Source organism: Pectobacterium carotovorum (assembly GCF_900129615.1).
Classification (GTDB): Bacteria; Pseudomonadota; Gammaproteobacteria; order Enterobacterales; family Enterobacteriaceae; genus Pectobacterium; species Pectobacterium carotovorum.
Window position 1 is genome coordinate 593,843 of sequence record NZ_FQWI01000001.1, and the last position, 23,545, is coordinate 617,387.

The window sequence follows — 23,545 nt, forward strand, 5'->3', positions numbered from 1 at the left end:
GCATCATAAATTGAGTTTTAAAAAAAGCTGAAGAAATTTTCAGCAAAATTTAGATTCGCCTTTTCACTACTACATGCACCTTACCGTGAAAGTTTCGTGCGTATTAGTAGCAATATTTCTCTGCGACTTCATCACACGCCCGACGCAGGGCGGCTCACTCGCCGTCGCCCTGCGAACCCTGGCTTTTCGGCGCTAATTATGTCGCTGCGCGATGCCTTCGTCGGTATCAGGCTTAACGGACCGCTTGCGACACGTTCCCTACGTGGCGCAAGCTTTCGCGGCATCCATGCCGCTCATCCTAAGCCTGCTATCTCCTCAGCATAATTTCTTACGCCGGATAACAGTCTCCCGTTGTGCTGTGTATTACGTGTGTAAGAAACGGCACGCAAAGGGAGAAATACAATATCAACGCGCACGAAACATAACTCTGACACTTATTAACCCCCACTCCGTAACCGCTCCGAGCGGCGGCGTAAAATCTCCATCACGATTAGCAGGATAAGCGCAGCACCGACCATCATGGTCGCGGCAGCGGCTATCGTCGGGTCGAGGTTTTCGCGGATACCAGCAAACATCTGTAGCGGCAGCGTGCGCTGGCGCGGGCTGGCAAGAAACAACGTGACGATCACCTCATCAAACGAGGTTGCGAAAGCAAAGAGCGCGCCGGAGAACACGCCGGGGGCAATCAGCGGGAACGTGACCTTGCGAAAAGCCAGCAGCGGCGAAGCGCCCAGGCTGGCGGCGGCTCGCGTCAGGTTGTGATCGTAGTTCTTCAATACCGCCGTGACCGTAATCACCACGAACGGCACGCCGAGCATCGCATGGGCCAATACCAACCCCAGATAGCTATTCAACAGCGACAGTTTGGCGAAAAAGAAAAACATCCCTACCGCGACAATCACCACCGGCGCAATCATCGGTGAAATCAGCACCGCCATCACCAGTGACTTACCGCGAAATTCACCGCGCACTAGCCCGACTGAGGCCAGCACGCCAAGCACCGTCGCCAGCAACGTGGCAAGCGGCGCAATCAGCAGGCTGTTGCCCAGCGCGCCCAGCCACTCGCTGGAGTTGAAAAATTCACGATACCAGCGCAGGGAAAATCCCGTCAGCGGATAGCTCAGAAACGAACCGGCATTGAATGAGAGCGGCACAATCACCAGCACGGGCACGATTAAAAACAACAGCATCGCCGCCCCGTAGAAATTAAACAACGTGCTCCACAGGCGGATAACCACTTCACCCTGCTGTCTCATTTGTTATCTCTCCTATAAAAGTGTGCTTAGTGCGCCGCGACTTCCGCATTGGTGCGCGTTACACGGATGTACACGACATACAGCAGCGTCACGATGATCAGCAACTGAGTCCCCAGCGCGGCCGCCATTCCCCAGTTCATGGTGGTATTGGTGAAGAACGCGACAAAATAACTCAGCATCTGGTCACTCGGCCCGCCCAGCAGCGCAGGCGTAATGTAGTAGCCAATCGCCATCATAAAGACCAGCAGCGCTCCCGCCGTCACGCCCGCGTACGTTTGCGGCACGTAAACCCGCCAGAAGGCGATAAACGGATGCGCACCCAGCGAAATCGCCGCGCGTACGTAGTTCGGGGAAATGCCTTTCATCACCGCGTACAGCGGTAAAATGAAGAACGGCAGCAGAATGTGGGTCATTGAGATGTAGACACCGATGCGGTTGAACACCAGCACCAGTGGCTCGTCGATAATGCCGATGTGCATCAGCGAACGGTTGATCAAGCCACCGGACTGCAACAGTACAATCCAGCTTGCCGTCCGCACAATCAGCGATGTCCAGAACGGCAACAGCACCAGAATCAGCAACAGGTTGGCGCGGTTAGAGGGCTGTTTCGCCAGCCAATAGGCCAGCGGGTATCCCAGCCCCACGCACAGCAGCGTCACCACACCCGCCATCAGCAACGTACGCAGCAGCACATCGACATACAGCGCCTGATCGGCAGGCTGCGGGACAATCTGCTGCGTGGTGGCATCGACTTTGTGGTCAAACACCGCCAGCAGGTAATAGCTGGTAAAAGGCCGCGCCGCGCGATCGAACGTTTGCCAGGTCGCCAACTCGCCCCACATCGGCTGTTCACGTATCAGTTGGTCACGAATATCGCTGCTGCCCTCAGCGGGCAGCTTACGCAATGTGCGGGTAATCAGCGTGCGATATTCCGCCCCTTCATACCCCAATCGTTTGGTGATCGTGCTTAACTTGCCGCTGCTGCGGGCATCGCGCAGATCGCCGACTAACGCCCGAAACACCGCCTCATCCGGCACATCGTTGCCAGACCAAAGCCGCATTGCGGCAATGGTCTGTGGCATATTGTCGCGCAATTCCGGGTTGGAGACGCTTTTCCCCAAAATCGAGGTGATCGGGAAGAGAAAACTCACCACGATAAACAGAAACAGCGGCGCAATCAGCAGCAGAGAGCGTTTTTTATAGGCTTTCTGCGCCACCGACAATTGCTGTTTCAGTGTCGAATAATCCTCGTTTCCGCCAGACGGCGCAGCGGTTACGATATCGCTCTGGGACATAGGCTCTTTCTCCATCATCACGTACGGTCACTCACTGCGGCTTTACTGCGCGGCCCAGGCGTTAAAACGTTGCTCCAGCTCTTCACCATGATCGATCCAAAACTCAGTATCGACCTGCAAGGCCTGTGCCAGATTATCCGGTGCGGTCGGCAGATTGGCGGCGACCGCCGGTGCCAGCAGGCTGGTGGTTTTGACGTGCGTCGGGCCATACGGAATATTCTCGGCGAACACCTTCTGATTTTCCGGCTGGTTGGCAAACGCGATAAACAGCTCCGCCAGTGCCTTGTGCTTGGAGCCTTTGACGATCGCCCAACTGTCCAGATCGTAAATGCTGTCAGCCCAGACAATCTTGAAGTCATGCCCTTCTTTCTGCGCCGCCGCGACGCGGCCGTTATAGGCAGACGTCATCACCACATCGCCCGACACCAGCCATTGCAGCGGTTGTGCGCCGGATTCCCACCACTGGATATTCGATTTGATCTGATTCAGTTTCTTGAAAGCGCGCTCGACACCTTCCGGCGTCGCCAACACCGTGTAGAGCTCGTCACGCTTCACGCCATCGGCCAGCAGCGCAATTTCCAACGTAAATTTGGCACTTTTACGCAGCGCACGTTTGCCGGGGTAATCTTTCACATTCCAGAAGTCGGCCCAGCTTTTCGGTGCCTGTTTCAGCTTCTGTGCGTTATAGGTCAGCACGGTAGACCACAGGAAGATCCCCGCACCGCACTCGGTCACAGCGCCTTTGACAAACTGAGATTGATCGCCCAGCTTTGACCAGTCCAGCGGTTCAAACAGCCCTTCGCTACAGCCGCGCATCAGTTCAGGGCCTTCGACTTCCACGACGTCCCAGCCTACCTGTCCGGTTTCCACCATCGCCCGGATACGCGCCATTTCACCGTTATACTCGCCAGCTTCCACCGTGCCTTTGCCTGCCGCGGCGAACGGCTTGTAAAACGCCTTATCCTGCGCATCTTTGTTCAACCCGCCGAATGAGATCACCGTGACGGATTCCGCCTGCGCCTGACAGGCCATCGTCACCAGAAAAACCGTGGCCGCAATTTTCTTCAGTACCGGACGATTGCTGAGGCCTTTCGCTTTGGATGTGTTGTTGAGTTTGGACATCTTTTCGCTCCTGGAGTGTTAGCCAACGTAATAAGGTCAAATACGAACCACAATTTTGCAGACTGCCTTTTTGATGCATCATGTATCATGATAATCATGCAAAAAAATATGAGCATAAATTGTGCCAATTCAAAAATTTTATTGATGTTTTACTGCTGCGGCGGCGGGAACGGTGAGGAGAAGCATCAGGGATACACGACCTCACTCTCCGCCTGATGCCATTTCGCCATTTTTGCCATCTTGTGGTGCAAGCCAGCATTGCCTTGCACCACCCAGACACATTGTGCGTCTGGCGTGCGCGTGCCGATAGGGGCTATCGACACACGTTTCTTACCGACGATCTATCGTGAAAGATCGACGCAGAGATATTTCATTTCCAGATAGTCTTCAATACCGAAACGTGACCCTTCACGTCCCAGTCCAGACTGCTTCACCCCGCCAAACGGCGCGACTTCATTCGAGATCAATCCGGTATTAATGCCTACCATGCCGTAGTCCAGCGCTTCCGGCACCGTCCACTGACGCACGGCATCACGCGTGTAAACATAGGCCGCTAGCCCAAACTCGGTATCATTCGCCATCGCTATTGCCTCCGCCTCATCGCTGAAGCGGAACAGCGGTGCCACAGGCCCGAACGTCTCTTCGCGGGCGAAACGCATTTCGCGCGTTACCCCGCCGACGATAGTTGGCGTGAAGAACGTGCCGCCCAGTTCGTGACGTTTACCGCCCAGCAGCAGCGTTGCGCCGTGCGATAAGGCATCAGCAATGTGCTGCTCAACCTTGCTCACCGCATCGGCATCAATCAGCGGCCCCTGCGTCACGCCCGGCTGTGTACCATCGCCGACGTTCAACTTGCGCACTTCCTCAACCAGCCGTTCGACCAGCGTCGGATAAATACCGTTCTGCACGTAGATCCGGTTGGCACAAACGCAGGTCTGCCCGCTGTTACGGAACTTGGAGGCCAGAATGCCTTTCACTGCCTGATCTACATCGGCATCATCGAACACGATAAACGGCGCGTTGCCACCCAGCTCCAGCGACAGCTTTTTCACCGTTGGCGCGCTTTGCGCCATCAGGATACGGCCCACTTCCGTTGAGCCGGTAAAGCTCAGCTTGCGCACCACCGGGCTATCGCACAGCACTTTACCGACCGACTGCGCATCACCGACGATGACCTGCAATACGCCGCGCGGAATACCGGCCTGCTGTGCCAGTTCCGCCAGCGCTAGCGCGGTAAACGGCGTTTGCTCGGCGGGTTTAACGATCATCGTACAGCCTGCCGCCAGTGCGGGCCCGACCTTACGTGTAATCATCGCCGCCGGGAAATTCCACGGCGTAATCGCCGCACACACGCCAATGGGCTGCTTAATCACCAGTAGACGCTGCTGCCCCTGCGGGGATTGCAGCACGCTGCCTTCAATGCGCTTGGCTTCTTCCGCAAACCAGTCGATAAAGCTGGTCGCGTAGGCGATTTCACCCCGCGCTTCCGCCAGCGGTTTTCCCTGCTCCGCCGTCAGCAGCGCAGCCAAATCCTCCTGATTGTCCATAATCAGGCGCGCCCACGCCTGCAATAGCGCGGCACGTTCTTTTCCCGTCTTCTTACGCCATTCAACTAACGCCAACTCTGCGGCGGCAATCGCCTGCTCTGTTTGTGACACCGTCACTAACGGTACGTTACCCAACACCGCGCCCGTCGCCGGATTGGTGACATCCAGACGTTCACCGTTTTGGCTGTCTTGCCATTCGCCGTCAATCAGGCAGTGTTGACGGAATAAGGTTTGTTGTTTCAATGAAATAGATGATTTCAGTTGCATAGCTTCTCTTCTATCGTGTTAATACGCGCGTCAGGATGCTCATCGCCTTGCTGAACTGATCGTCAGGCACCGTTAACGGATACAGGAAACGGATCACGTTGCCATGTACGCCACAGGTCAGCAGCAGCAGACCGGCTTCCAACGCGCTTTTCTGAAATTGACGGGTAATCTCTGCCGACGGTTTACCCGTATTCGGATCGTTAAATTCTGCCGCCACCATCGATCCCTGTGCACGAATCGCCACCAGTGCCGGACACTGCGCTTTGATTTTCTCCAGCGTTTCCACCAGTGCAGCCCCCAGACGCTGTGCTCGTTGGCACAATTTCTCTTCTTCAATCACGTCCAATACCGCCAGCGCGGAAGCGACCGACAGTGGGTTACCCGCATAGGTGCCGCCCAATCCGCCCGGCGAGGGAGCGTCCATGACGTCAGCGCGACCAACGACACCAGAGATCGGGAAGCCGCCGCCCAGGCTTTTCGCCATGGTGATCAGATCCGCTTTTTCCGCGTAATATTCCATCGCAAACAGCTTGCCGGTACGGGCAAAGCCGGTCTGCACTTCGTCGGCAATCAGCAGGATGCCATGCTCGTCACACAGTTTACGCAGCCCGCTGATAAAGGATGGCGGCGCGACGTGGAAACCGCCTTCGCCCTGTACCGGTTCCAACAGAATAGCGGCAACCTGATCGGCGGCGATGTCGGTATGCATCAGACGTTCGACGCTTTCCAACGCCTGTTCAACGGTGATGCCTTGCTTCTCATTCGGATAAAGCGCGTGAAAAATAGAACCGGGGAACGGGCCGAACCCTGTGGAATACGGTGCCACTTTGCCCGTCAGCGTCATCGTCAGCAGCGTGCGGCCGTGGAACGCCGCGTTGAAGGCGATCACACCCGGGCGCTTGGTGTATGCACGAGCGATTTTCACCGCGTTTTCTACCGCTTCAGCGCCGGTGGTAAAGAACGTAGTCTTTGCCGCCCCTTCAATGGGTGCCAACGCGTTGATGCGCTCGGCCAACGTGACATAACTGCCGTAAGGCACAATCTGGTAGGCCGTGTGGGTAAAGCGATCCAGTTGCTCGCGCACCGCCGCGACAATCTTCGGGTGGCGGTGGCCGGTGTTCAGTACCGCAATCCCAGCGGCAAAATCGATAAATTCCCGCCCTTCAACATCCCACAGGGTGCTGTTTTCCGCACGCTCGGCATAGAAATCACACATGACACCCACACCACGCGGTGTGGCGGCCAGACGGCGTTGATTCAGTTCGCTATTCTTCATGGTCTGCTCCGGTATCCCAAACACATCTGCTAGTCGTTAAGCGATGCTGTAGTTGAATAATGATCTAGTTGAACAATGATCTAGTTGAACGATGACAGGTTGTCGAAAGATGATGATGTCATTTAGACGCGAGATGGTTCTATAATCCAGTGCCAGTTTTGAATATTTGAAGGATCCACTTTTGCGCTCGCTTCTGACCGACTTATTGCTTCAGCGTTTAGCGAACCAGCAAGACGGCGCGCTGAACAAGCGTTTGTACGACTGCATTCGGCTAGCGATTCTTGATGGCGCGATTGCTGCTGGCGAGCGTCTGCCGTCGTCGCGCGATCTGGCGCAGCAGCTGTCGCTGTCGCGCAATACCGTGCTGACGGCTTACGAACAGCTACTGGCAGAAGGCTATATTGAAGCGCGCAAAGGAAGCGGGACCTTCGTCACGGAACAGTTACCCGATGGCAATATGCAGCCGGTGAACAGCGACAACGCCGGGGAGATACGTGAGCCTAAGCATGAGCTCTCGCGTCGCGGCATGCATCTACTGGGCTATGCCGGTGCTTCCGTCCGGCAATGGGGGGCTTTTATGCCCGGCATCCCGGATATCGCCAGCTTTCCTCATGATTTATGGCGGCGTATTCAAACGCGCCTGACAAAGCGTGTTCGCCCCGAACAGCTCTCCTATTCGCCGATTGGCGGTTGCCCCGAACTCCAGTTGGCACTGGTGGATTACCTGCGCGTCGCCCGTTCTGTGGAGTGTACGCCGGAGCAGATTCTGATTACCGAAGGCACCCATCAGGCGATGGATCTGCTGGCCAAAATGCTGTGTAACCCCGGCGATTTGGCGTGGATTGAAGATCCCTGCTATTGGGGTATTCGCAATGTTCTGACGATTAACGGCCTGCGCATTGCTCCCGTCGATGTGGATGAACAAGGGCTGGCACCGCCAGAAACGCTCTCACCCGACGTCGCCCCGCGCCTGATTTGCGTGACACCGTCACATCAATATCCGCTGGGTGCGGTGATGAGTCTGGCACGCCGTCAGCGGCTACTGGCACTGGCGCAGGAACACGGCTGCTGGGTGGTGGAGGATGATTACGACAGCGAGTTCCGCTTTTCCGGCAGCCCGATCCCCGCGCTGCAAGGGCTACAGACACAATCGCCAGTGATCTACATCGGTACATTCAGCAAAACGCTCTACCCCGGCCTGCGTGTGAGCTACATGGTGCTACCGCCGCTGCTGGCGCAGTCGCTAAAGACGGCGCACTCCGAACTTTATCGCGGCGGACACTGGCTCACGCAGGCGACGCTCGCGCAGTTTATCCGTGAAGGCCACTACGCTGCGCATATCCGCCGCATGCGCCTGCTGTATGCCAAGCGCCGCGCGCTATTGACGTCACTAATCGAACAACATCTGGGCGCAGATTACGTCGGGGACAACAGCAACGCCGGGCTGCATATGCTGCTCAGCCTGCCTTCCCATATCGATGATGTCGTGCTGAGCGCCGCGATTTTGCGCCGTGGCGTGATGGTCAAACCGCTTTCCAGTTACTACCTGCAACCGACACAGCAGCGTGGTTTATTACTGGGCTACGCCAGCGTGGAAGAGAGCCAAATGACGCAGGCTTTCTCGGTGATTGTGGCCTGTATTCAGGCGCTACATACACGTCATTCCGACGCCTGACAGCCCCCGTATTTATACGTGCTCCTTCGCACCGTTACGGTGCCATCCTCCATCGATGCGCCCCATTACGGCGCACCCGTTGTGGTGAACAATGGCGTTATGACGCATTGCAGCGCGGTATTTTCTGCTCGTTAAGCATCCGGCATGGTTTATGCATTCTTATGAATAACAGTGACTGCCGGAGAGTGAAAAATGAGAAATTATGTCAGCTTCAGGAATGTTCAGAAGACCTATGACGGCGACCGCCTGATCGTCAAAAACCTCAATCTGGATATCCGTGAAGGTGAATTTCTGACCCTGCTTGGGCCTTCCGGCTCGGGAAAAACCACCAGTTTGATGATGCTCGCCGGGTTTGAAACCCCGACGCAGGGGGAAATTATGCTGCGCGATGCCCCGCTGCACCACCTCCCACCGCACCAGCGCGACATCGGTATGGTGTTTCAGAACTACGCCCTGTTCCCACACATGACCGTGGCGGAGAATCTGGCGTTTCCACTCTCCATCCGTCGCCTGAACCGTGCCGATATCAAAGAGAAAGTGGATCGGGTACTGGACCGCGTGAAGCTCACCAGCCTGGCCGATCGCTACCCCGCCCAGATGTCCGGCGGCCAGCAGCAGCGTGTCGCGCTGGCTCGCGCACTGGTTTTCGAGCCAAAGCTGGTGCTGATGGATGAACCTTTGGGCGCGTTGGATAAGCAACTACGCGAGCATATGCAGTTGGAAATCAAAGAGCTGCATCAGTCGCTGGAGTTAACCGTGGTGTACGTCACCCATGACCAGAGCGAAGCGATGACCATGTCCAACCGCGTCGCGGTGTTTAACGATGGCGTGATTCAGCAAATGGACAGCCCCAGCGACATCTACGAAAAACCGGAAAACGCATTTGTGGCGCAGTTTATCGGCGAAAACAATACGCTGCTCGCCACACGCGCCGAGGCCGAAGGCGCATTCTATCGGGCAACGCTGGACGATGGCACCTCGCTGCGCGCGCTGAAAGTCCGCCCCAGCTCACCGGGTCGAAAAATCACCCTCTGCATCCGCCCCGAACGTATTCACGTCAACGCGGCTCACGTCGATGACGGCATGCAGCACGTCAAAGCCCGCATTCAACAGTTCATCTATCTGGGCGATCACGTCAGGATGATGACGGAAGTGGCCGGTCAGCCGCAGTTTATGGTGAAACTCCCCGCCAGCGAGATTCAGCCGCACTGGAAAGCGGGTACCGAAGTCAATCTGTCATGGCAACCGGAGCACCTGCGCGCGCTGGATAGCATCATTACGCATTAATAGTGCTCTGGCAGCATCAAGAGATGTGAAAAGCCGAACAGAAAAAATAAATACGTTGCCCTGAATAAGGGCAACAGATACTGAATTAATATAGTGGGAACAGAGAAAATAATTAGCGCCATAGGGTATAATTTTTATTTAGGTAATTAATGCGTGACCACTCACAACTCAAAAACATCCTGTTTATTAATGACAGAATATCGCTGGAATTTTTTCCTGATATCTATTTACACTCAATACAGTTGCTCGTGCTAACCCTTCCTATTTTAAGTTTCAGGTACGTTATTCAATAATAACGATTTATTCTGTAACTTGAATTAATAAGGGCACATTCTAATGGACAGAGATCTCATATAAGGGAATACGTATGGATACGCCGCACTTCTTTGATCTGTCTGGAAAAACCGCGCTAATCACCGGAGGATCGCGTGGATTAGGGCTACAAATTGCTGAAGCACTCGGCGCACAAGGGGCTCACATAATCCTCTCAGCGCGCCACGCCGATGAATTGCAGACCGCGCAGTCACACCTTTCCTCATTGGGTATTCGTGCCGAATTGATTGCCGCCGACAATGCGCAGGATCGCGATATTGAGCGCCTCGCAGAGGAAGCCATCGCCAAGACGGGCCAGATAGATATTCTCGTCAATAATGCCGGTACGGCATTCGGTTCCCCAGCGGAAGACCATGCGATTGCTGACTGGGATCGCGTCATGAATCTGAATATCCGCAGCCTGTTTTTATTAACGCAGAAAATCGGCAAAGGCAGCATGATCCCTCGCCGCTATGGGAAAGTTATCAACGTGGCGTCGCTTGCTGGCTTACAGGGCAATCTGCCCGGCTGGCTGGAAGGCATCGCGTACAGCACCAGCAAAGGTGCCGTGGTGAATTTTACCCGTGCATTGGCAGGTGAATGGGGTGAATTTAATATCACCGTCAATGCGCTCGCCCCCGGTTTCTTCCCTTCCGCCATGACACAGAATTTGCTAAATCGCCTTGGCGTTGATGCACTGGCGCAAAAATCACCGCTGCGGCGTATTGGGGACGATGAAGACTTAAAGGGTGCAGCGATCCTATTTGCCTCCGATGCCAGTAAATATATTACGGGTCAAATACTTTCCATTGACGGAGGCATGAGCGCTATATAAACCGCGCCTATATTATTAGCTATCAATTATTCTATCTTTAATCATTCCAAATCAACGAGGCTCATGGAGGAGGCGCGTAATACAGCCAATTGGCATGCAACTTGAAGTATGACGGATATAAATTCATGTACGTTTTCAGTCGAGCTAATTACAGGAGTAATAGCGATGAAAAGTTGCTTTGATGGATGGTCACCACAAGTCATTGATAGTGAAGATAAGAAGGCAGTCATTGCGCATATCGAAAAATATCGCTTTGCCGTCGTTACCCGCGAATGGAAATACGATGATTCCGACTTCCAAAAAATGTCAGCGCTTTATTCGTTGGGTGATATTTATCAGTCAGCCTTTAACCGTCAGGAACACAAAGAGGGCGTATCGACATCCGGGGTGAATCAGATTGGCGGGCTCTCACACGGCACGCATATGGTTTTCAACAGTACCTCACACCTTTCTCTTCATACCGATGGCTCTTATATCCCGATAGGAAGCATAAAAACATCGATCCTCCTTTGTAAACAACATGCAAGCCAAGGGGGTGGAACCGTCCTGTTTGATAGCGTATCCGCGTTTCAGAAGCTCCGGGCTGAGCACCCTGACCTAGCGAATATTCTGCTTGAAGAACAGATTTTCAGACGCCGTTCAACTGGGACACAATCCGGGACACAGTACGCCCATATCGGTCCAGTTTTTCGGCCCGATCGGGACGGCGGATATATTGGCGGGTTTACGCTGGATGTGACCGCCGACTGGGACTATTCACGCAATATCAATCCGCGCGTTGTCGAGGCTGTCGAGTACATGTCGCAGTTGGCCGCTGAAGGTAGCCGCTATCACCTGACATTCCCTCTTTATCGCGGACAGGCCTTGATCATGCGTAACGATAAAATCTCTCACGGACGCCATGCCTATACGGACGATCCCGCCTCCCCAAGAACCCTGCTGCGAGGCATGTTCACCCGCGCCCCCACCCTGATCGCATAATCAAGGAGAGATCATGACCGATCGTTCAATGACGGAATCCGCGTTAGCGGCGCGCTGGGATGGCTGGCTGACGTGCCCGCAAGAGCACCTTCAAGCCCGGATGCGGGATGAGTTAACCGAGCTACCGATAAGCGAGAAAACGCGGGCAGCGATGCTGGCCTTCGTTCATGAATACCGTCTCAACGGCGTCAACTGGAGCGCTCAGGGAATACGCGGAGACGAAGTTCAGGCGCAGCTACAGGATCTTCAACATGACGCGCCGCCTTATTTTGCGTGGTTCTGCGAAAAAATTGCCCTTGCTGAAAAATACAAATGGGTCGGCGGCAGCGTGGATGCGGATGTTCTGGCGGCACAAACCCGCTATCAGAAATTTGCCATCGTCTCTACGCCCAGAGCGGGTACCCACCTGCTCCGCACGCTGTTAGGTTCCCACCCAAATATTGAAATGCACGGCGAAGCCTTCAACCGGTTTGGCCAACATTTGCTGCCCTATTCCGTTAAAGACACCGCTATCGAAACGATCCTACATCGCCACCTGTTCAGACCCTATTTTGAATACGTCGAAGCGGTCGGTTTCGTACTGTTTCGGGATCTTGATACCAACTGGGGCGATGCGCCGATCTGGCCTGCCTTGCTGGCAATCCCCGATCTGAAGCTGATCCTGCTGGAAAGAAGAAGCCGGCTACAGCAATTCGTGTCGTTGAAGAAAAGCCTGCGCGACCGCATCTGGTACGTCGGCCAGCATGATAGTCGCCCGATTTCTCACGAAAAAATGGCAGTGTCGGTCGATGAGCTAACGGCGTTCATCGATAGCAATCTGGAAAATCAGGCCGCGTTTTATCAAGCTTTTCAGCACCATGACATCCTCACCCTTGACTACGAAGAAGTGATGTCAGCGCCCGATATGGCTTCCAGCACGGTGCTGTCTTTCCTGGGGATTTCCGATTCCAGGCTCTGTGCCGGTACAGGAAAAAAAGAGACCCGAACGATTGATTCGATCGTGAGTAACGTTGACGACATCAGAACCGCGCTGACAGGGACACAATATGAATCCTACCTCTAGCCCATACTGGCCACCTTATACGGCTCTCACTGAAAAAGACGAGCGCCCGATTATTCACCGTGGCGAAGGTGTTTATCTTTATGATGAACGCGGGCAGCGCTACTTTGACGGGATGTCGGGCTGTTATAACCATTGCCTAGGGCACTCCCACCCTGAATTCATTGCCGCCCTGCAACAACAATTATCCACGCTGATTCATGCCTGCAATATCTATTCAAATACCCAACTCCCCGGCGAACTGGCCGAAAAACTCGCCACTAAGCTACTCGGTACAGGCCTTCGTAAAACGTTCATCGTCGGGAGCGGCAGCGAAGGCGTTGAAAGCGCACTAAAAATGGCCTGGCAATATCAGGTCAACCGTTCCCGTCCAGCGAGAACGAAAATCGTGGCGATTAACGGCGCGTACCACGGCTGTACGCTCGGTGCGATGATGGCGACCAGGCGCCCTTTTATCAACGAGGGCATTTTACCGTCTCTGCTCGACAGCAATACGATCACGATGCCCCCACCTGAACACCTCAACGATATTCGCGGCTGGGAAACGCTGTTAGAAGAGCAGGAAGCGACCATCGCCGCCGTCATTATTGAACCGATCATGGCAATGGAAGGCACCCGACAGCTACCTGAGGGCTTCCTGCAACAGCTTTCGCAGTTAACAAAAAAACACGACATTCCGCTGATCTGTGACGAAGTTTACTGCGGCGTTGGCCGTGCGGGGACGTTCTGTGAATCGGTCTCACAAGGTGCACAGCCTGACATTGTCATTTTCAGCAAGTGTCTGGGTGGCGGCGTTCCCATCACCGCCGTGCTTGCCACGGAGGCGATTACCGACAGCTTTAAAGGGCAAATGCCGCCGTTTTTCCGCCACGGCCATACGCAATCCGGCAACCTGCTGGGCTGCCGCGCGGCGCTGTTTGTCATGGATTATCTGGATGCGCATCACCTCTACGATGAGGTCACGGCAAAAGGAAGAACGATCCTCCAGCTCGCCAAACAGCATTTCCCTCAAACCGAGGGGCTGATCAGCCTGCAAGGTAAAGGGCTGATGCTATCGATGACGTTTGAGTCCCTCGAACAGTGTGGCCGTGCGCAGGCGGCGATACGCCAACATGGCGTCATCGTTGGCGCAGCGGGTCCGTACTTAAAACTGGCACCCGCTTTCACGATTTCAGCCAACGAAACAGAGGAACTGATTCAACGTATGACTACCGCACTGGAAAGCCTCTGATGGGCGTTAACCGCCACTATCCGTCAGGTGTGATTAATAACAGGGAGTGAAAAAATGTCCGACTATTTTGATCTTGAACGCATCATCCACGGCAAACGGCATGAAACCCCTTTCCAGTGGGGAGAATTAACCCAGATATGGCGTAACAGCACTATCGCCTCGACGCTTGCTCACGAGTTCCCGACCGACGGGTTTAACTATCGTGAACGTAACGGCGGTTACTTTTATCGTCGTACCCTTATTCCTTTAGCCTCCGGCAAGGTGAGCGACACCACGACGCTGTCCGACGCCTGGCTGGGAATGTGCAACGACTTGGTTTCTGACGACTTTACTGCCGCCCTGTCCGCCTTCTGCGGTGCCGACCTTTCCGAATTCAAAATGGAAGCCGTGGCCTTTCGCGGCGGGCGAGATACACACTACCTTCCCCATGTCGACGCATCCCTAAAACGCGGATTCCGCCTGATTATCTATTTTAACGCCGAATGGGAAGAAAGCTGGGGCGGTGCCTTTCAGATCCTCAACCCAGAGAATCATGCTGACGTCTGCCATTCCGTTCTCCCGATTATGGGCAACGCCAGCGTCATCATCCGCAACGGGTTTTATGAAACCTGGCATGCGGTCATGCCGCTAACCGGCGTTTCCGTCAAAACACGTAATGCGCTGAATATCACCTATTACGAACCCGGCACGACGAGTACAGCGCAGTGAAGAAGCTTATTTTTCTCTACGGGCCGCCTGCGGTGGGGAAACTCACTATCAGTCGCCTGCTGGCAGAGAAAATGGGTGCAAGGCTATTTCATAATCATCTGACGTATGATTTAGCGATGGCGGTGCTCCCGCCGGATAGTACATTTAGCACGCTCCGGCGCTTCGCCTGTCAGCTAAGGCTCTATGCCATCACGTTACTTTTTGCAGAGGATGAGCGCGATTTGATCACGACTTTCTGCTATGAGGGAAGCAAAGACGACGGGTACATTGAGGCGATAAAGACACTGTGCGCGGAACATGGCGTGACGCCATTTTTCGTTCAACTCTGTAGCGACGAAGTGCACCTCTTAAATCGCGTAGAAAACGCTGATCGACATCAGTTCGGTAAGGTGAATACACAAGATAAGCTCAAAGAAATTCTGAGGAATTGCGACTACACCGACACGATCGATGCAGCTCATCATCGTTCACTGCACACCTCTGCGCTGGCGCCTCACGAAGCCGCAGAACAGTTACTCGACTGGTTTTATTCATCTTCATATTGACGTAACAGAAAGCACGTTGCCCCTGAACAGGGGCAACGGATACAAAATTAATCCCGAATCTTGCGGTATACCCACAGCACGACAATCGCGCCGACAACCGCCACCACAAAACTGCCGAAATTAAAGCCATCGACCCGGCCGAACCCAAAGAAAACGCTGATATAGCCGCCCACAACCGCACCGACAATCCCGAGCAACACCGTCAGGATAAAGCCGCCGCCGTCTTTACCGGGCATAATCCACTTAGCCAGAATCCCCGCAATTAAGCCAAAAATAATCCAGGACAGAATACCCATACCTACTCCTCGCGTTTTCGTTTCACCACACCCGCTCTCTCGCCACTCATCGGCAAAGCGGGCCGTTAAGCAAGTATAGGTTAGGATTGGGGAAGTGGTGGGTTGGTGTGGCATATTTGGTTGCCTTACACCGATCTGTTTCTCAGTACGTTAGGTTATTGAGTTAGTTATCCAGCAAGTATCGATAAAATGGAATATACAAGCCCAGAGCTAGTGACTAGATTATTGATGACCGCCGAACGGTCATCAATAACTGTATAGCAACCACACCGAGTTATTTACAAGAGCATCCATAAGTGGAATGTATTTTACACCTGAATATCATAAAAGTTTTTTTCAAAATCACCAACGTTTGACCACACATTCACTAATGGGCTAAGGTTTTTCTTTTCCGAGTAATAATTGATGTAAACTAGAAACATAAAAAGTGTGTATTTCACATATGCTCTGTTTGGTCGTATTCTTTTATTCAGTAACAATACATTTTTAATGGCATTCTTCGACACGGACTTCTTTATTATAATCTGAAGCTCACCAATATATTTCAAATCAAGAAGTTTCAAAATTTCAACACCTTCTTGAATGTGAAAAAATTCAATTTCATTAGTGCTGATTTCATTAACATCAAGTCCTGAATCCTTAGCAAGTTTTTTATATTTACAATATTCTGATTCTAGATCGCTGTCTGAATCAATGAGAGCGGTCAACGACATTTCGTTAATCAATATATCGCCCGCCCTACTGTTTATAACTTCGCCTCTAACTGTTTCATCATATTCGTATATTTTCCTTTTTATATTTAAAAATTCCTTATCGACCAACTCTAGGTTACCAGATAATATAGAAAATAAACGTCTTATTTCGTCTGGCATAGAATTTTTAGATTTGTACCCTAATTTATGCTCTATTTCAGCCCAGCAGTGTTGCAATATTGTTCTTATTTGTATTTCGAATTTATAATCGCTAAAATCCGAATACTCAGGTAAAGATGATCTTTCTTCTTTCAAAGAAACAATATAGTGAAGTGACATATATCCGAATCTATCTGGCTCTATAGCTTTTCTCTTATCTATAGAGTTTTCTTCGTCTATTATAAATTCTTTTCTTATTAAAATTTCAATATCATCAATATCAGACGAATAAAAGGTTATGATTCTAAATCCAAGAATGTCAGTGATATCTTTCAGATTTTTATATTTTTTCTTCTTTTGTATTTTATTTTCTAAGCTAATGGAAGTCTTAACTCTATGGGATATAGAGTGTGTATCAATATTATTTTTCCTAACCAAAGTATTTAACAATGCATTTATTGACACCCCCATTTCTTTTATCTTTTGTTCATTGGATAAAAAATCTTCAACAATGTTTTCATCTGAAGAAAAATCACTCATAGCATCACCTCTACTTGATAATTAATCCTTTGCTAGATTTTCAGTTCTTTTGGGATCAAAGACAACACTTAGATGGGCACAAACCTAAGCAAGGATATACGCCCCAGATTCGGCGAAAAATCAAAAAATAAAGTACACCAGCCACGTATAAGGGCCACACAATTAGCATCCTAATCCTTCGCATACAAATACACCGACGCCCGTGATACGCCGAGGTGTTGCGCAATGGTTTCCATGGATTTTTTGACTTCCAGCAGGCCGTTGTCTTTCAGTTCCTGAAGCAGGATTTTTCTGTCCTGCGCTTTTAACGCCCGTGGCGTGGTAGCAAGCCGGGCGGCGAAGTGATCGATGTGTTGTCTGATCGCCGCCGCGCCGTTTGGTTCCAGATGCTCGGTCACCGAGTCCGACGCAAGCTGGGTGAACTGCGCCAGCGCATTTTGCATGCCGCGAAACAGCGTCATATCGACGTTCAGGCACAGCGCGGCGACATATTCACCTTCTGCATTTTTGATGCCGACCGAGGTGCTTTTTACCGGACGCCCGTCGGCAAACTGGTTGGCGTAGTTCGCCAGAATGTTAGGAAATTCGGGCGAGGCAATGCGGGCAAGGCCCAGTTCCGTTGCAGGCGCGCCCACCTCCCTGCCGGAGAGGTTATTGTGAATGGAAAGTATCGCGTGGTCCGGGTTTTTCAGATCGTGCACAACCACTTCACAGAATGGCGCGAACGTTTCACTCAACCCTTTTGCGATGGCATCCAACTGCGTCAGCAGCAGACCTTCTCCAGATGCAGACATATTCCTCTCCACTGTCCATATTCAATACCCATGCCTGCACAAGCGCGTTTTCTGGCGCTGAGTGTACTGTAAGTACACCTGATTTAGTACCACACGCGGTGTCAGCGGCGGTCACGCCTTGCTCCGTGACACGTACTCGTTCCGTTTTTTTTCAGCAGCATACGACGCACCTCACGTAGGTTGAGAATCTAAAGATAAATCACATTAGACAATTTATCTAATTTTATATATTTTGTTTATCAGGCATTCGACAGCATCGGGCCAATGGCCACGATATTCATAATCACTAACATCGGATTATCCAACTATGAGCGACTTACGCCTCCCAACCTACGACGATGTGGTAGCCGCAGCGGAACGTATTGATGGCTATGCCAATAAAACGCTAGTGATGACATCGCGCACGGTCAATAACGCATTCGGTGCAGAGCTTTTCTTTAAGTGTGAAAACTTGCAACGCATGGGCGCATTCAAGTTTCGCGGTGCGATGAACGCACTGTTGCAGTTCTCGGACGAGCAGAAAGCCGCTGGCGTAGTCACCTTTTCTTCTGGTAACCATGCGCAGGCGATTGCGCTGGCTGCCAAATTACTCGGCATTCCAGCAACGATTGTCATGCCACACGATGCCCCGGCGGCAAAGGTCGCAGCCACGCGCGGTTACGGCGGAAACGTGGTGAAATACAACCGATATACCGAAGATCGTGAGCAGATCGGCAACGATCTGGCGAAAAAGCATGGCCTGACGCTCATTCCCCCTTACGACCACCCGCACGTTATTGCTGGGCAAGGCACCGCCGCGAAAGAGTTGCTGGAAGAAACGGGTGAATTGGACGCCCTGTTCGTCTGTCTGGGCGGCGGCGGATTGCTGTCAGGTTGTGCGCTTGCCACCCGTCAGCTATCCCCACACTGCAAAATTTATGGCGTCGAACCTCTCGCGGGCAACGATGGGCAGCAATCTTTCCGCAGCGGCAACATTGTGCATATCGATACGCCCAAAACCATCGCCGACGGCGCACAGACTCAGCATTTGGGTAACTATACCTTCCCTCTGATTCGTCAGAATGTCGACGATATCCTGACCGTGACGGATGACGACCTGATTGACGCGATGCGGTTTTACGCCGAACGCATGAAGATCGTCGTTGAGCCAACGGGGTGCCTCAGCTTTGCGGCGGCACGCAATCTCAGGGAATCGCTACGCGGTAAACGCATCGGCATTATTATCAGCGGCGGGAACGTCGATATCAGCCGCTACGGCGCATTTCTGACCGGCAATGCCTAAGGAAAAAACGATGATCTTTATTTCTGAAGCGGAATCAGCGGAACTCATCAACCATGAGCTGGCTTATGACGCCGTTCGTGAAGCCCTGCTCGCCGCCAGCAAACCGGAAGCACGCAGTTTTCCGGTGGTACACGGGCAAGGTTCCGATCCGGTCAACACCTTCAGCATCAAGGCTTCAGCAACCGGTGAACTCGCGGGACTAAAAGTCGGTTCGTTCTGGCCGGGAAACCCCGCTAACGGGCTACCTCGCCATAATTCCCTCATTCTGCTGTTCGATCAGCAAATCGGCAAAATCGCTGTCGCGATTGAAGCCGGAAAAGTGAACGCCTTTCGTACCGCCGCCGCCAACGCCGTTGCAGCCGATTTACTGGCAAGACCTGATTCCTCAGTCCTGGCCGTGTTCGGAACCGGTCATCAGGCCCGCTATGAGTGCGCCGCGCTGGCAAGAATACGACCCATTCGTACCGTGCTAATTGTCGGACGCGATAGCAGTAAATCCGCAGAGATGGCGCAAGAATTCAAGGCAGCCGGACTGGATGCGCAAGTCAGCAATGCCGAAAGCGCGTGTCGCGCAGCAAATATCATCGTGACCGCAACGCCCTCACGCGCGCCGCTGTTTAACGCCGAATGGGTTAACGCCGGAACGCACGTTGTCAGCATGGGATCGGACGCCGTCGGCAAGCAGGAATTGCCGCCCGAGCTGTTTACCACAGGCCGCCTGTTTTGCGATCTGCCTTCCCAGTCCCGAATGATTGGTGACTTCCAGCATGCGCCAGCCCATGTGACGCTGACCGCCATTGGCGATGTGATTAGCGCAAACGCAGCAGGACGACAAACGCCGGACGATATCACCGTGTTTGACAGCTCTGGCTTGTCCATTCAGGACTTATATATTGGCCAGCGTATTCTTGCCGCCTGGCAACAGGCTAAACGAAATGAAGGTGCACAATGAACAAGAGTGAATGGCTTAACGCGCTGGAAACGCCCTTTTTGCTGATTGATGAGTTCCGCTTTCAACGCAATATCGACAGGCTTTATCAGCGTACGGAAAAATTAGGCAGCCAGATTCGACCGCACCTCAAAACGCTACGCTCGATTGAAGCTGGTCGCTATCTACTCAAAGACGCCGCTTCACCCGCGACAGTTTCGACGCTGGCAGAAGCAGAGGCCTTTGCCAACGCGGGTTACACCAACCTGCTCTACGCCGTGGGGATCGCCCCGCACAAGCTGCCACGCATCGCCAACCTCATCCACAAAGGTGTGAATATTCATATTCTTCTCGATAGCGCAGAGCAGGCACGCGCGGTGACCGATTTCGCACTCGCCAATAGCGTGACGTTTTCGGTGTTTATCGAGATTGACTGTGACGGACATCGCGGCGGTATTCCGCCGGAAAGCGACGCGTTGCTTGAATTGGCAAAGCAGATCGACGGCAACGGTGCAACGCTTACCGGCCTGCTGGCGCATGCGGGAGAATCCTACGCCTGCCGCACGGACGAGGCGATCAGAGCCGCCGCGCGTGCCGAGTGCAAAGCCATCAATACCGCCGGACAGCGTGTACGGGCACTGGGAATTGCCTGCCCCGTACTCAGCGTCGGTGCCACGCCAACGGCGCACTTTGCTGAGGATTTAACCGGTGTTACCGAAGTCAGAGCGGGCGTGTTCACCACGTTCGATCTGGTGATGAAAAATGTCGGTGTCTGTTCGCTGGATGATATCGCGCTGTCGGTCGTCAGCACCGTGATTGGGCATAATCGCGAAAAAGGCTGGGTGTTTATCGATGCGGGTTGGATGGCGCTCTCCCGCGATCGCGGCACCGCATCTCAGGCAAAAGATTACGGTTACGGGCTGGTTTGCGACCTGGACGGCCGCCCTTACGACGATCTCTGCGTAACAATCACCAATCAGGAACACGGCATTATCGCACTACCCGCCGACAGTGGGCTTTCTGTGGATGATTTCCCCGTCGGCACCCGACTGCGGATATTGCCTAACCACGCCTGTGCAACAGCTGCAATGCATCAGCACTATCAGGTGCTGAAATCACACACGCATGAACAAGAAACCTGGCAGCGTATTACCGGCTGGTGATGATTTGCTGAACATCATCGATCATACCGCCCGATCTGAACACGTCGGGCGGTCATTGTCGTGCTACTCGTGGTTATCTTTCCGTGTCGACAACCCGTTCGGCTCAGCCTAACGTCGGCTCGCAGTTCACTGGGAAATTCACCGAGTGAGCGATGTAGCAGGCATCGTGCGCCAGTTCGTGCAATTTGGCATATTGCTCGGCGGTAGGCTGCTTCTCACCACTGAATGTCACCTGCGGACGCAGCGTAACGTCCAGCATCGCCATTTTTCCCGCCGCATTCACCCCCATCGTCCCCACCGCGTGGTCCTGATAGTCATCCACGCAGAAGCGTTTTTTAGCCGCAATGGAAAGAAACCACAGCATATGGCAGCTCGACAGTGAGGCTACCAGCGCTTCTTCGGGATCGACCGCATCTTCCAGCGAAAAAGGCAGCGGAACGACATGAGGTGACGACGAGGCACGCAGCGTAATCCCACCGTCAAACTGCCACTGATGCAGGCGGCTGTAGCGGTTATCAATAAAATCTTGCCCATCGCGTTGCCAGCATATTGAAGCACGGTATTCAGACATGACCCAGTTCCCTGTGTTGTGACAAATTAAGTGTTGTGACAAATTAAGTGTTGTGACAGATTCAGCGTTATGAAACATTCAGGTTTTGTCCGACGACTTAACTCTTCTCTTTCGGCGCAGCACGCCCAGAGTGACTCTCCAGCCCTCGCAATAGCGCAGCAAGGTTAGCATCAAGAGAAGCCAGAACCTCGGCAGGCAGCACCGATAACACCTGACGCTCATTCTCAATGTGTGCTTCAACGGCGCGGTTAATCAGTTCAAGCCCCGTGCCGGTGAGTTGCACGAGCATGCTGCGCGCATCCTGTTCGTTCTGTACGCGTTCAATAAAGCCGCGGGTTTCAAGGCGTTTGAGTCGGTGAGTCATGGTGCCTGACGTCACCATCAGCGCGGAGAACAGCTCCGTCGGGCTAAGGCAATGCGGCGCACCTGCACGCCGCAGCGTAGCCAGCATATCAAACTCCCAACTGCTCAGTTCAAATCTGGAGAAACAGGCTTCCAGCCGCAGTTCGATGAACGCGGCACATCGTCTGAGGCGTCCAATCGGCCCCATGGGGCTGGCATCCAGATCGGGCCGCTCGCGCCGCCACTGTTCAAGGATGGCATCTACCGCATCATATTCGCGTTCGCTGGTTTGATTTTTCATTTATCTTGACTTCAAGGTAATTAATCAACACTATCATGATATCTTGAATTGAAGGTAAAGTCATGAACACTACATCCTCACCACACTATTGGCGTGACGTCATACTCACGGCGCTGGCTCCCGCGATTTGGGGATCTACCTACATCGTGACATCAGAAATTCTGCCACCGGATCGCCCCTTTACGGCGGCGCTTATCCGCGTGCTGCCTGCGGGTCTACTGCTGCTCTTATTCACTCGCCGCTTCCCCGCCCGGCGAGACTGGTGGCGCGTGCTCGTGCTCAGCGCTTTGAATATCGGCGTTTTTCAGGCACTGCTGTTTGTCGCGGCTTATCGCTTGCCTGGTGGGCTGGCGGCGGTACTTGGTGCGATCCAACCGCTGCTGGTGATGGTGTTAGTCTGGGCAGTGGATCATCGCGCGCCCAGACTGGCGACACTGTGGTCGGCGATAATCGGTGTGGTCGGCATGGCTATTTTACTGCTGTCGCCGCAGACGACATTTGAGCCCGTGGGCGTTGCGGCCGCACTGCTGGGCGCGGTCTGTATGGCGACGGGAGTCTGGTTAACACGTCGCTGGCAACTTGATTTGCCCGTACTGCCGCTGACCGGCTGGCAACTCTTCCTCGGCGGATTGATGCTGGCACCCGTCGCGTGGGTAGTCGATGCGCCTCTGCCTGCGTTAACGCTGTCGCAATACACCGCCTATATCTATCTCTGCTTGGCTGGTGCTGTGATCTCTTATGGGCTGTGGTTTCGTGGCATAACCCGTCTGCCGACAATTGCCGTTGCGTCATTGGGATTATTGAGTCCGTTAACGGCCGTCGTGCTGGGTTGGGTGTTACTTTCACAGTCGATGACCGGTACGGTGTTTCTGGGTTTGGCAATCGTATTAGCCAGCGTCTTCGCCGTGCAATGGACGACAGCACGAAGCAAGTAATCGGCTGAGCTGCCGATGACGATCGTTGTTGGCGGGGAAAGATGAAAAGGAAGGCATTAAAATGGCGGCGTTATCATAACGCCGCTGTTTTAAATTGATGACTGATCTATTTGTAAAACGAAAACGGGGTAATGGAATAGAAGAG

At 53.3% G+C, this 23,545-nt stretch carries 23 protein-coding genes; 12 read left to right on the plus strand and 11 right to left on the minus strand.

Translation table 11 applies throughout. From position 1 onward, the window contains the following. Positions 1-437 precede the first annotated feature (437 nt). The 6 genes from BUB06_RS02625 to BUB06_RS02645 all read right to left on the minus strand — a co-directional run bounded on the left by BUB06_RS02625 (position 438) and on the right by BUB06_RS02645 (position 6,763). A complete protein-coding gene (locus tag BUB06_RS02625; protein WP_039471837.1) occupies positions 438-1,256 on the minus strand; it encodes an ABC transporter permease in 819 nt (272 codons plus the stop codon). 26 nt (positions 1,257-1,282) lie between these two features. Beyond that, complete coding sequence (locus tag BUB06_RS02630; RefSeq protein ID WP_039471835.1) at positions 1,283-2,551, minus strand: ABC transporter permease; 1,269 nt, start codon at positions 2,549-2,551, stop codon at positions 1,283-1,285. A gap of 42 nt (positions 2,552-2,593) precedes the next feature. After that, a complete protein-coding gene (locus BUB06_RS02635; protein WP_039471833.1) occupies positions 2,594-3,673 on the minus strand; it encodes an ABC transporter substrate-binding protein in 1,080 nt (359 codons plus the stop codon). 185 nt (positions 3,674-3,858) lie between these two features. After that, positions 3,859-3,996 carry a hypothetical protein gene (locus BUB06_RS22070; RefSeq protein ID WP_153266399.1) on the minus strand — a complete coding sequence of 46 codons (138 nt, stop codon included), beginning with the start codon at positions 3,994-3,996 and terminating at the stop codon, positions 3,859-3,861. Between the two features lie 18 nt (positions 3,997-4,014). Further along, positions 4,015-5,487: an NAD-dependent succinate-semialdehyde dehydrogenase gene (locus BUB06_RS02640; RefSeq protein WP_039471831.1), complete on the minus strand. Its 1,473-nt coding sequence runs from the start codon at positions 5,485-5,487 to the stop codon at positions 4,015-4,017. Positions 5,488-5,497: 10 nt separating this feature from the next. After that, positions 5,498-6,763, minus strand: coding sequence for a 4-aminobutyrate--2-oxoglutarate transaminase (locus BUB06_RS02645; protein WP_039471829.1), 1,266 nt, complete (start codon positions 6,761-6,763; stop codon positions 5,498-5,500). A gap of 181 nt (positions 6,764-6,944) precedes the next feature. Here BUB06_RS02645 and pdxR point away from each other — a divergent pair, with 181 nt between their 5' ends. The 8 genes from pdxR (at position 6,945) to BUB06_RS02685 (ending at position 15,397) form a co-directional block, all read left to right on the plus strand. Beyond that, a complete protein-coding gene (gene pdxR / locus BUB06_RS02650; RefSeq protein WP_039471827.1) occupies positions 6,945-8,438 on the plus strand; it encodes a MocR-like pyridoxine biosynthesis transcription factor PdxR in 1,494 nt (497 codons plus the stop codon). 192 nt (positions 8,439-8,630) lie between these two features. After that, positions 8,631-9,725, plus strand: a complete 1,095-nt coding sequence (locus BUB06_RS02655; RefSeq protein WP_010276935.1) for an ABC transporter ATP-binding protein — start codon at positions 8,631-8,633, stop codon at positions 9,723-9,725. Between the two features lie 367 nt (positions 9,726-10,092). Further along, complete coding sequence (locus BUB06_RS02660) at positions 10,093-10,872, plus strand: SDR family oxidoreductase (RefSeq protein WP_039471825.1); 780 nt, start codon at positions 10,093-10,095, stop codon at positions 10,870-10,872. 165 nt (positions 10,873-11,037) lie between these two features. Continuing rightward, positions 11,038-11,853: a TauD/TfdA family dioxygenase gene (locus BUB06_RS02665; RefSeq protein WP_039471823.1), complete on the plus strand. Its 816-nt coding sequence runs from the start codon at positions 11,038-11,040 to the stop codon at positions 11,851-11,853. Positions 11,854-11,866: 13 nt separating this feature from the next. Continuing rightward, the gene (locus BUB06_RS02670) at positions 11,867-12,916 is read left to right on the plus strand and encodes a sulfotransferase family protein (protein ID WP_080726770.1); all 1,050 of its coding nucleotides are present in this window, start codon (positions 11,867-11,869) and stop codon (positions 12,914-12,916) included. After that, positions 12,900-14,144 (plus strand): aminotransferase family protein, encoded by a 1,245-nt coding sequence (locus BUB06_RS02675; RefSeq protein WP_039471822.1) that lies wholly within the window; start codon positions 12,900-12,902, stop codon positions 14,142-14,144. Before BUB06_RS02670 ends, BUB06_RS02675 begins: the two co-directional genes overlap by 17 nt. 54 nt (positions 14,145-14,198) lie before the next feature. Then, positions 14,199-14,852 carry a 2OG-Fe(II) oxygenase gene (locus tag BUB06_RS02680; RefSeq protein WP_039471820.1) on the plus strand — a complete coding sequence of 218 codons (654 nt, stop codon included), beginning with the start codon at positions 14,199-14,201 and terminating at the stop codon, positions 14,850-14,852. Beyond that, positions 14,849-15,397: an AAA family ATPase gene (locus tag BUB06_RS02685; protein WP_039471818.1), complete on the plus strand. Its 549-nt coding sequence runs from the start codon at positions 14,849-14,851 to the stop codon at positions 15,395-15,397. The genes BUB06_RS02680 and BUB06_RS02685 overlap by 4 nt, the downstream gene beginning before the upstream one ends. 47 nt (positions 15,398-15,444) lie before the next feature. Here BUB06_RS02685 and BUB06_RS02690 read toward each other — a convergent pair whose 3' ends face one another. The 3 genes from BUB06_RS02690 to BUB06_RS02700 all read right to left on the minus strand — a co-directional run bounded on the left by BUB06_RS02690 (position 15,445) and on the right by BUB06_RS02700 (position 17,878). After that, positions 15,445-15,693 (minus strand): GlsB/YeaQ/YmgE family stress response membrane protein, encoded by a 249-nt coding sequence (locus BUB06_RS02690; RefSeq protein WP_010300843.1) that lies wholly within the window; start codon positions 15,691-15,693, stop codon positions 15,445-15,447. A 308-nt stretch (positions 15,694-16,001) separates the two neighbouring features. Continuing rightward, positions 16,002-17,084: a GTP pyrophosphokinase gene (locus BUB06_RS02695; protein ID WP_051982093.1), complete on the minus strand. Its 1,083-nt coding sequence runs from the start codon at positions 17,082-17,084 to the stop codon at positions 16,002-16,004. Positions 17,085-17,254: 170 nt separating this feature from the next. Next, positions 17,255-17,878: a helix-turn-helix transcriptional regulator gene (locus BUB06_RS02700; protein WP_039471816.1), complete on the minus strand. Its 624-nt coding sequence runs from the start codon at positions 17,876-17,878 to the stop codon at positions 17,255-17,257. A gap of 307 nt (positions 17,879-18,185) precedes the next feature. Here BUB06_RS02700 and BUB06_RS02705 point away from each other — a divergent pair, with 307 nt between their 5' ends. The 3 genes from BUB06_RS02705 to BUB06_RS02715 are packed head-to-tail and all read left to right on the plus strand — an operon-like array spanning position 18,186 to position 21,251. Then, the gene (locus BUB06_RS02705) at positions 18,186-19,160 is read left to right on the plus strand and encodes a threo-3-hydroxy-L-aspartate ammonia-lyase (protein WP_039471814.1); all 975 of its coding nucleotides are present in this window, start codon (positions 18,186-18,188) and stop codon (positions 19,158-19,160) included. Positions 19,161-19,170: 10 nt separating this feature from the next. Then, positions 19,171-20,112: an ornithine cyclodeaminase family protein gene (locus BUB06_RS02710; protein WP_039471812.1), complete on the plus strand. Its 942-nt coding sequence runs from the start codon at positions 19,171-19,173 to the stop codon at positions 20,110-20,112. Beyond that, on the plus strand, positions 20,109-21,251 hold the full coding sequence (locus tag BUB06_RS02715; RefSeq protein ID WP_039471810.1) for a DSD1 family PLP-dependent enzyme: 1,143 nt from the start codon (positions 20,109-20,111) through the stop codon (positions 21,249-21,251). Before BUB06_RS02710 ends, BUB06_RS02715 begins: the two co-directional genes overlap by 4 nt. Before the next feature lie 103 nt (positions 21,252-21,354). Here the strand turns inward: BUB06_RS02715 and BUB06_RS02720 are convergent, their stop codons facing one another. Together BUB06_RS02720 and BUB06_RS02725 are read right to left on the minus strand one after the other, a co-directional pair. Continuing rightward, entirely contained in the window at positions 21,355-21,822 is a 468-nt protein-coding gene (locus tag BUB06_RS02720) for an OsmC family protein (protein WP_010300828.1), read from the minus strand. A 97-nt stretch (positions 21,823-21,919) separates the two neighbouring features. Continuing rightward, positions 21,920-22,465 (minus strand): MarR family winged helix-turn-helix transcriptional regulator, encoded by a 546-nt coding sequence (locus BUB06_RS02725; RefSeq protein ID WP_039471808.1) that lies wholly within the window; start codon positions 22,463-22,465, stop codon positions 21,920-21,922. 62 nt (positions 22,466-22,527) lie between these two features. Between BUB06_RS02725 and BUB06_RS02730 the strand changes: the two genes are divergently transcribed. Then, positions 22,528-23,400: an EamA family transporter gene (locus BUB06_RS02730; protein WP_039471807.1), complete on the plus strand. Its 873-nt coding sequence runs from the start codon at positions 22,528-22,530 to the stop codon at positions 23,398-23,400. Positions 23,401-23,545 lie beyond the last annotated feature (145 nt).

What these genes read in the sequence shown, in the direction of transcription:
- BUB06_RS02710 (WP_039471812.1), top strand. Translation starts at nt 19,171, where the DNA reads ATGATCTTTATTTCTGAAGCGGAATCAGCGGAACTCATCAACCATGAG.
- BUB06_RS02680 (WP_039471820.1), top strand. Translation starts at nt 14,199, where the DNA reads ATGTCCGACTATTTTGATCTTGAACGCATCATCCACGGCAAACGGCAT.
- BUB06_RS02655 (WP_010276935.1), top strand. Translation starts at nt 8,631, where the DNA reads ATGAGAAATTATGTCAGCTTCAGGAATGTTCAGAAGACCTATGACGGC.
- BUB06_RS02720 (WP_010300828.1), bottom strand. Translation starts at nt 21,822, where the DNA reads ATGTCTGAATACCGTGCTTCAATATGCTGGCAACGCGATGGGCAAGAT.
- BUB06_RS02690 (WP_010300843.1), bottom strand. Translation starts at nt 15,693, where the DNA reads ATGGGTATTCTGTCCTGGATTATTTTTGGCTTAATTGCGGGGATTCTG.
- BUB06_RS02635 (WP_039471833.1), bottom strand. Translation starts at nt 3,673, where the DNA reads ATGTCCAAACTCAACAACACATCCAAAGCGAAAGGCCTCAGCAATCGT.
- BUB06_RS02705 (WP_039471814.1), top strand. Translation starts at nt 18,186, where the DNA reads ATGAGCGACTTACGCCTCCCAACCTACGACGATGTGGTAGCCGCAGCG.
- BUB06_RS02660 (WP_039471825.1), top strand. Translation starts at nt 10,093, where the DNA reads ATGGATACGCCGCACTTCTTTGATCTGTCTGGAAAAACCGCGCTAATC.
- BUB06_RS02645 (WP_039471829.1), bottom strand. Translation starts at nt 6,763, where the DNA reads ATGAAGAATAGCGAACTGAATCAACGCCGTCTGGCCGCCACACCGCGT.
- BUB06_RS02625 (WP_039471837.1), bottom strand. Translation starts at nt 1,256, where the DNA reads ATGAGACAGCAGGGTGAAGTGGTTATCCGCCTGTGGAGCACGTTGTTT.
- BUB06_RS02700 (WP_039471816.1), bottom strand. Translation starts at nt 17,878, where the DNA reads ATGTCTGCATCTGGAGAAGGTCTGCTGCTGACGCAGTTGGATGCCATC.
- BUB06_RS02695 (WP_051982093.1), bottom strand. Translation starts at nt 17,084, where the DNA reads ATGAGTGATTTTTCTTCAGATGAAAACATTGTTGAAGATTTTTTATCC.
- BUB06_RS02665 (WP_039471823.1), top strand. Translation starts at nt 11,038, where the DNA reads ATGAAAAGTTGCTTTGATGGATGGTCACCACAAGTCATTGATAGTGAA.
- BUB06_RS02715 (WP_039471810.1), top strand. Translation starts at nt 20,109, where the DNA reads ATGAACAAGAGTGAATGGCTTAACGCGCTGGAAACGCCCTTTTTGCTG.
- BUB06_RS02640 (WP_039471831.1), bottom strand. Translation starts at nt 5,487, where the DNA reads ATGCAACTGAAATCATCTATTTCATTGAAACAACAAACCTTATTCCGT.
- BUB06_RS02730 (WP_039471807.1), top strand. Translation starts at nt 22,528, where the DNA reads ATGAACACTACATCCTCACCACACTATTGGCGTGACGTCATACTCACG.
- BUB06_RS02670 (WP_080726770.1), top strand. Translation starts at nt 11,867, where the DNA reads ATGACCGATCGTTCAATGACGGAATCCGCGTTAGCGGCGCGCTGGGAT.
- BUB06_RS02675 (WP_039471822.1), top strand. Translation starts at nt 12,900, where the DNA reads ATGAATCCTACCTCTAGCCCATACTGGCCACCTTATACGGCTCTCACT.
- BUB06_RS02725 (WP_039471808.1), bottom strand. Translation starts at nt 22,465, where the DNA reads ATGAAAAATCAAACCAGCGAACGCGAATATGATGCGGTAGATGCCATC.
- BUB06_RS02630 (WP_039471835.1), bottom strand. Translation starts at nt 2,551, where the DNA reads ATGTCCCAGAGCGATATCGTAACCGCTGCGCCGTCTGGCGGAAACGAG.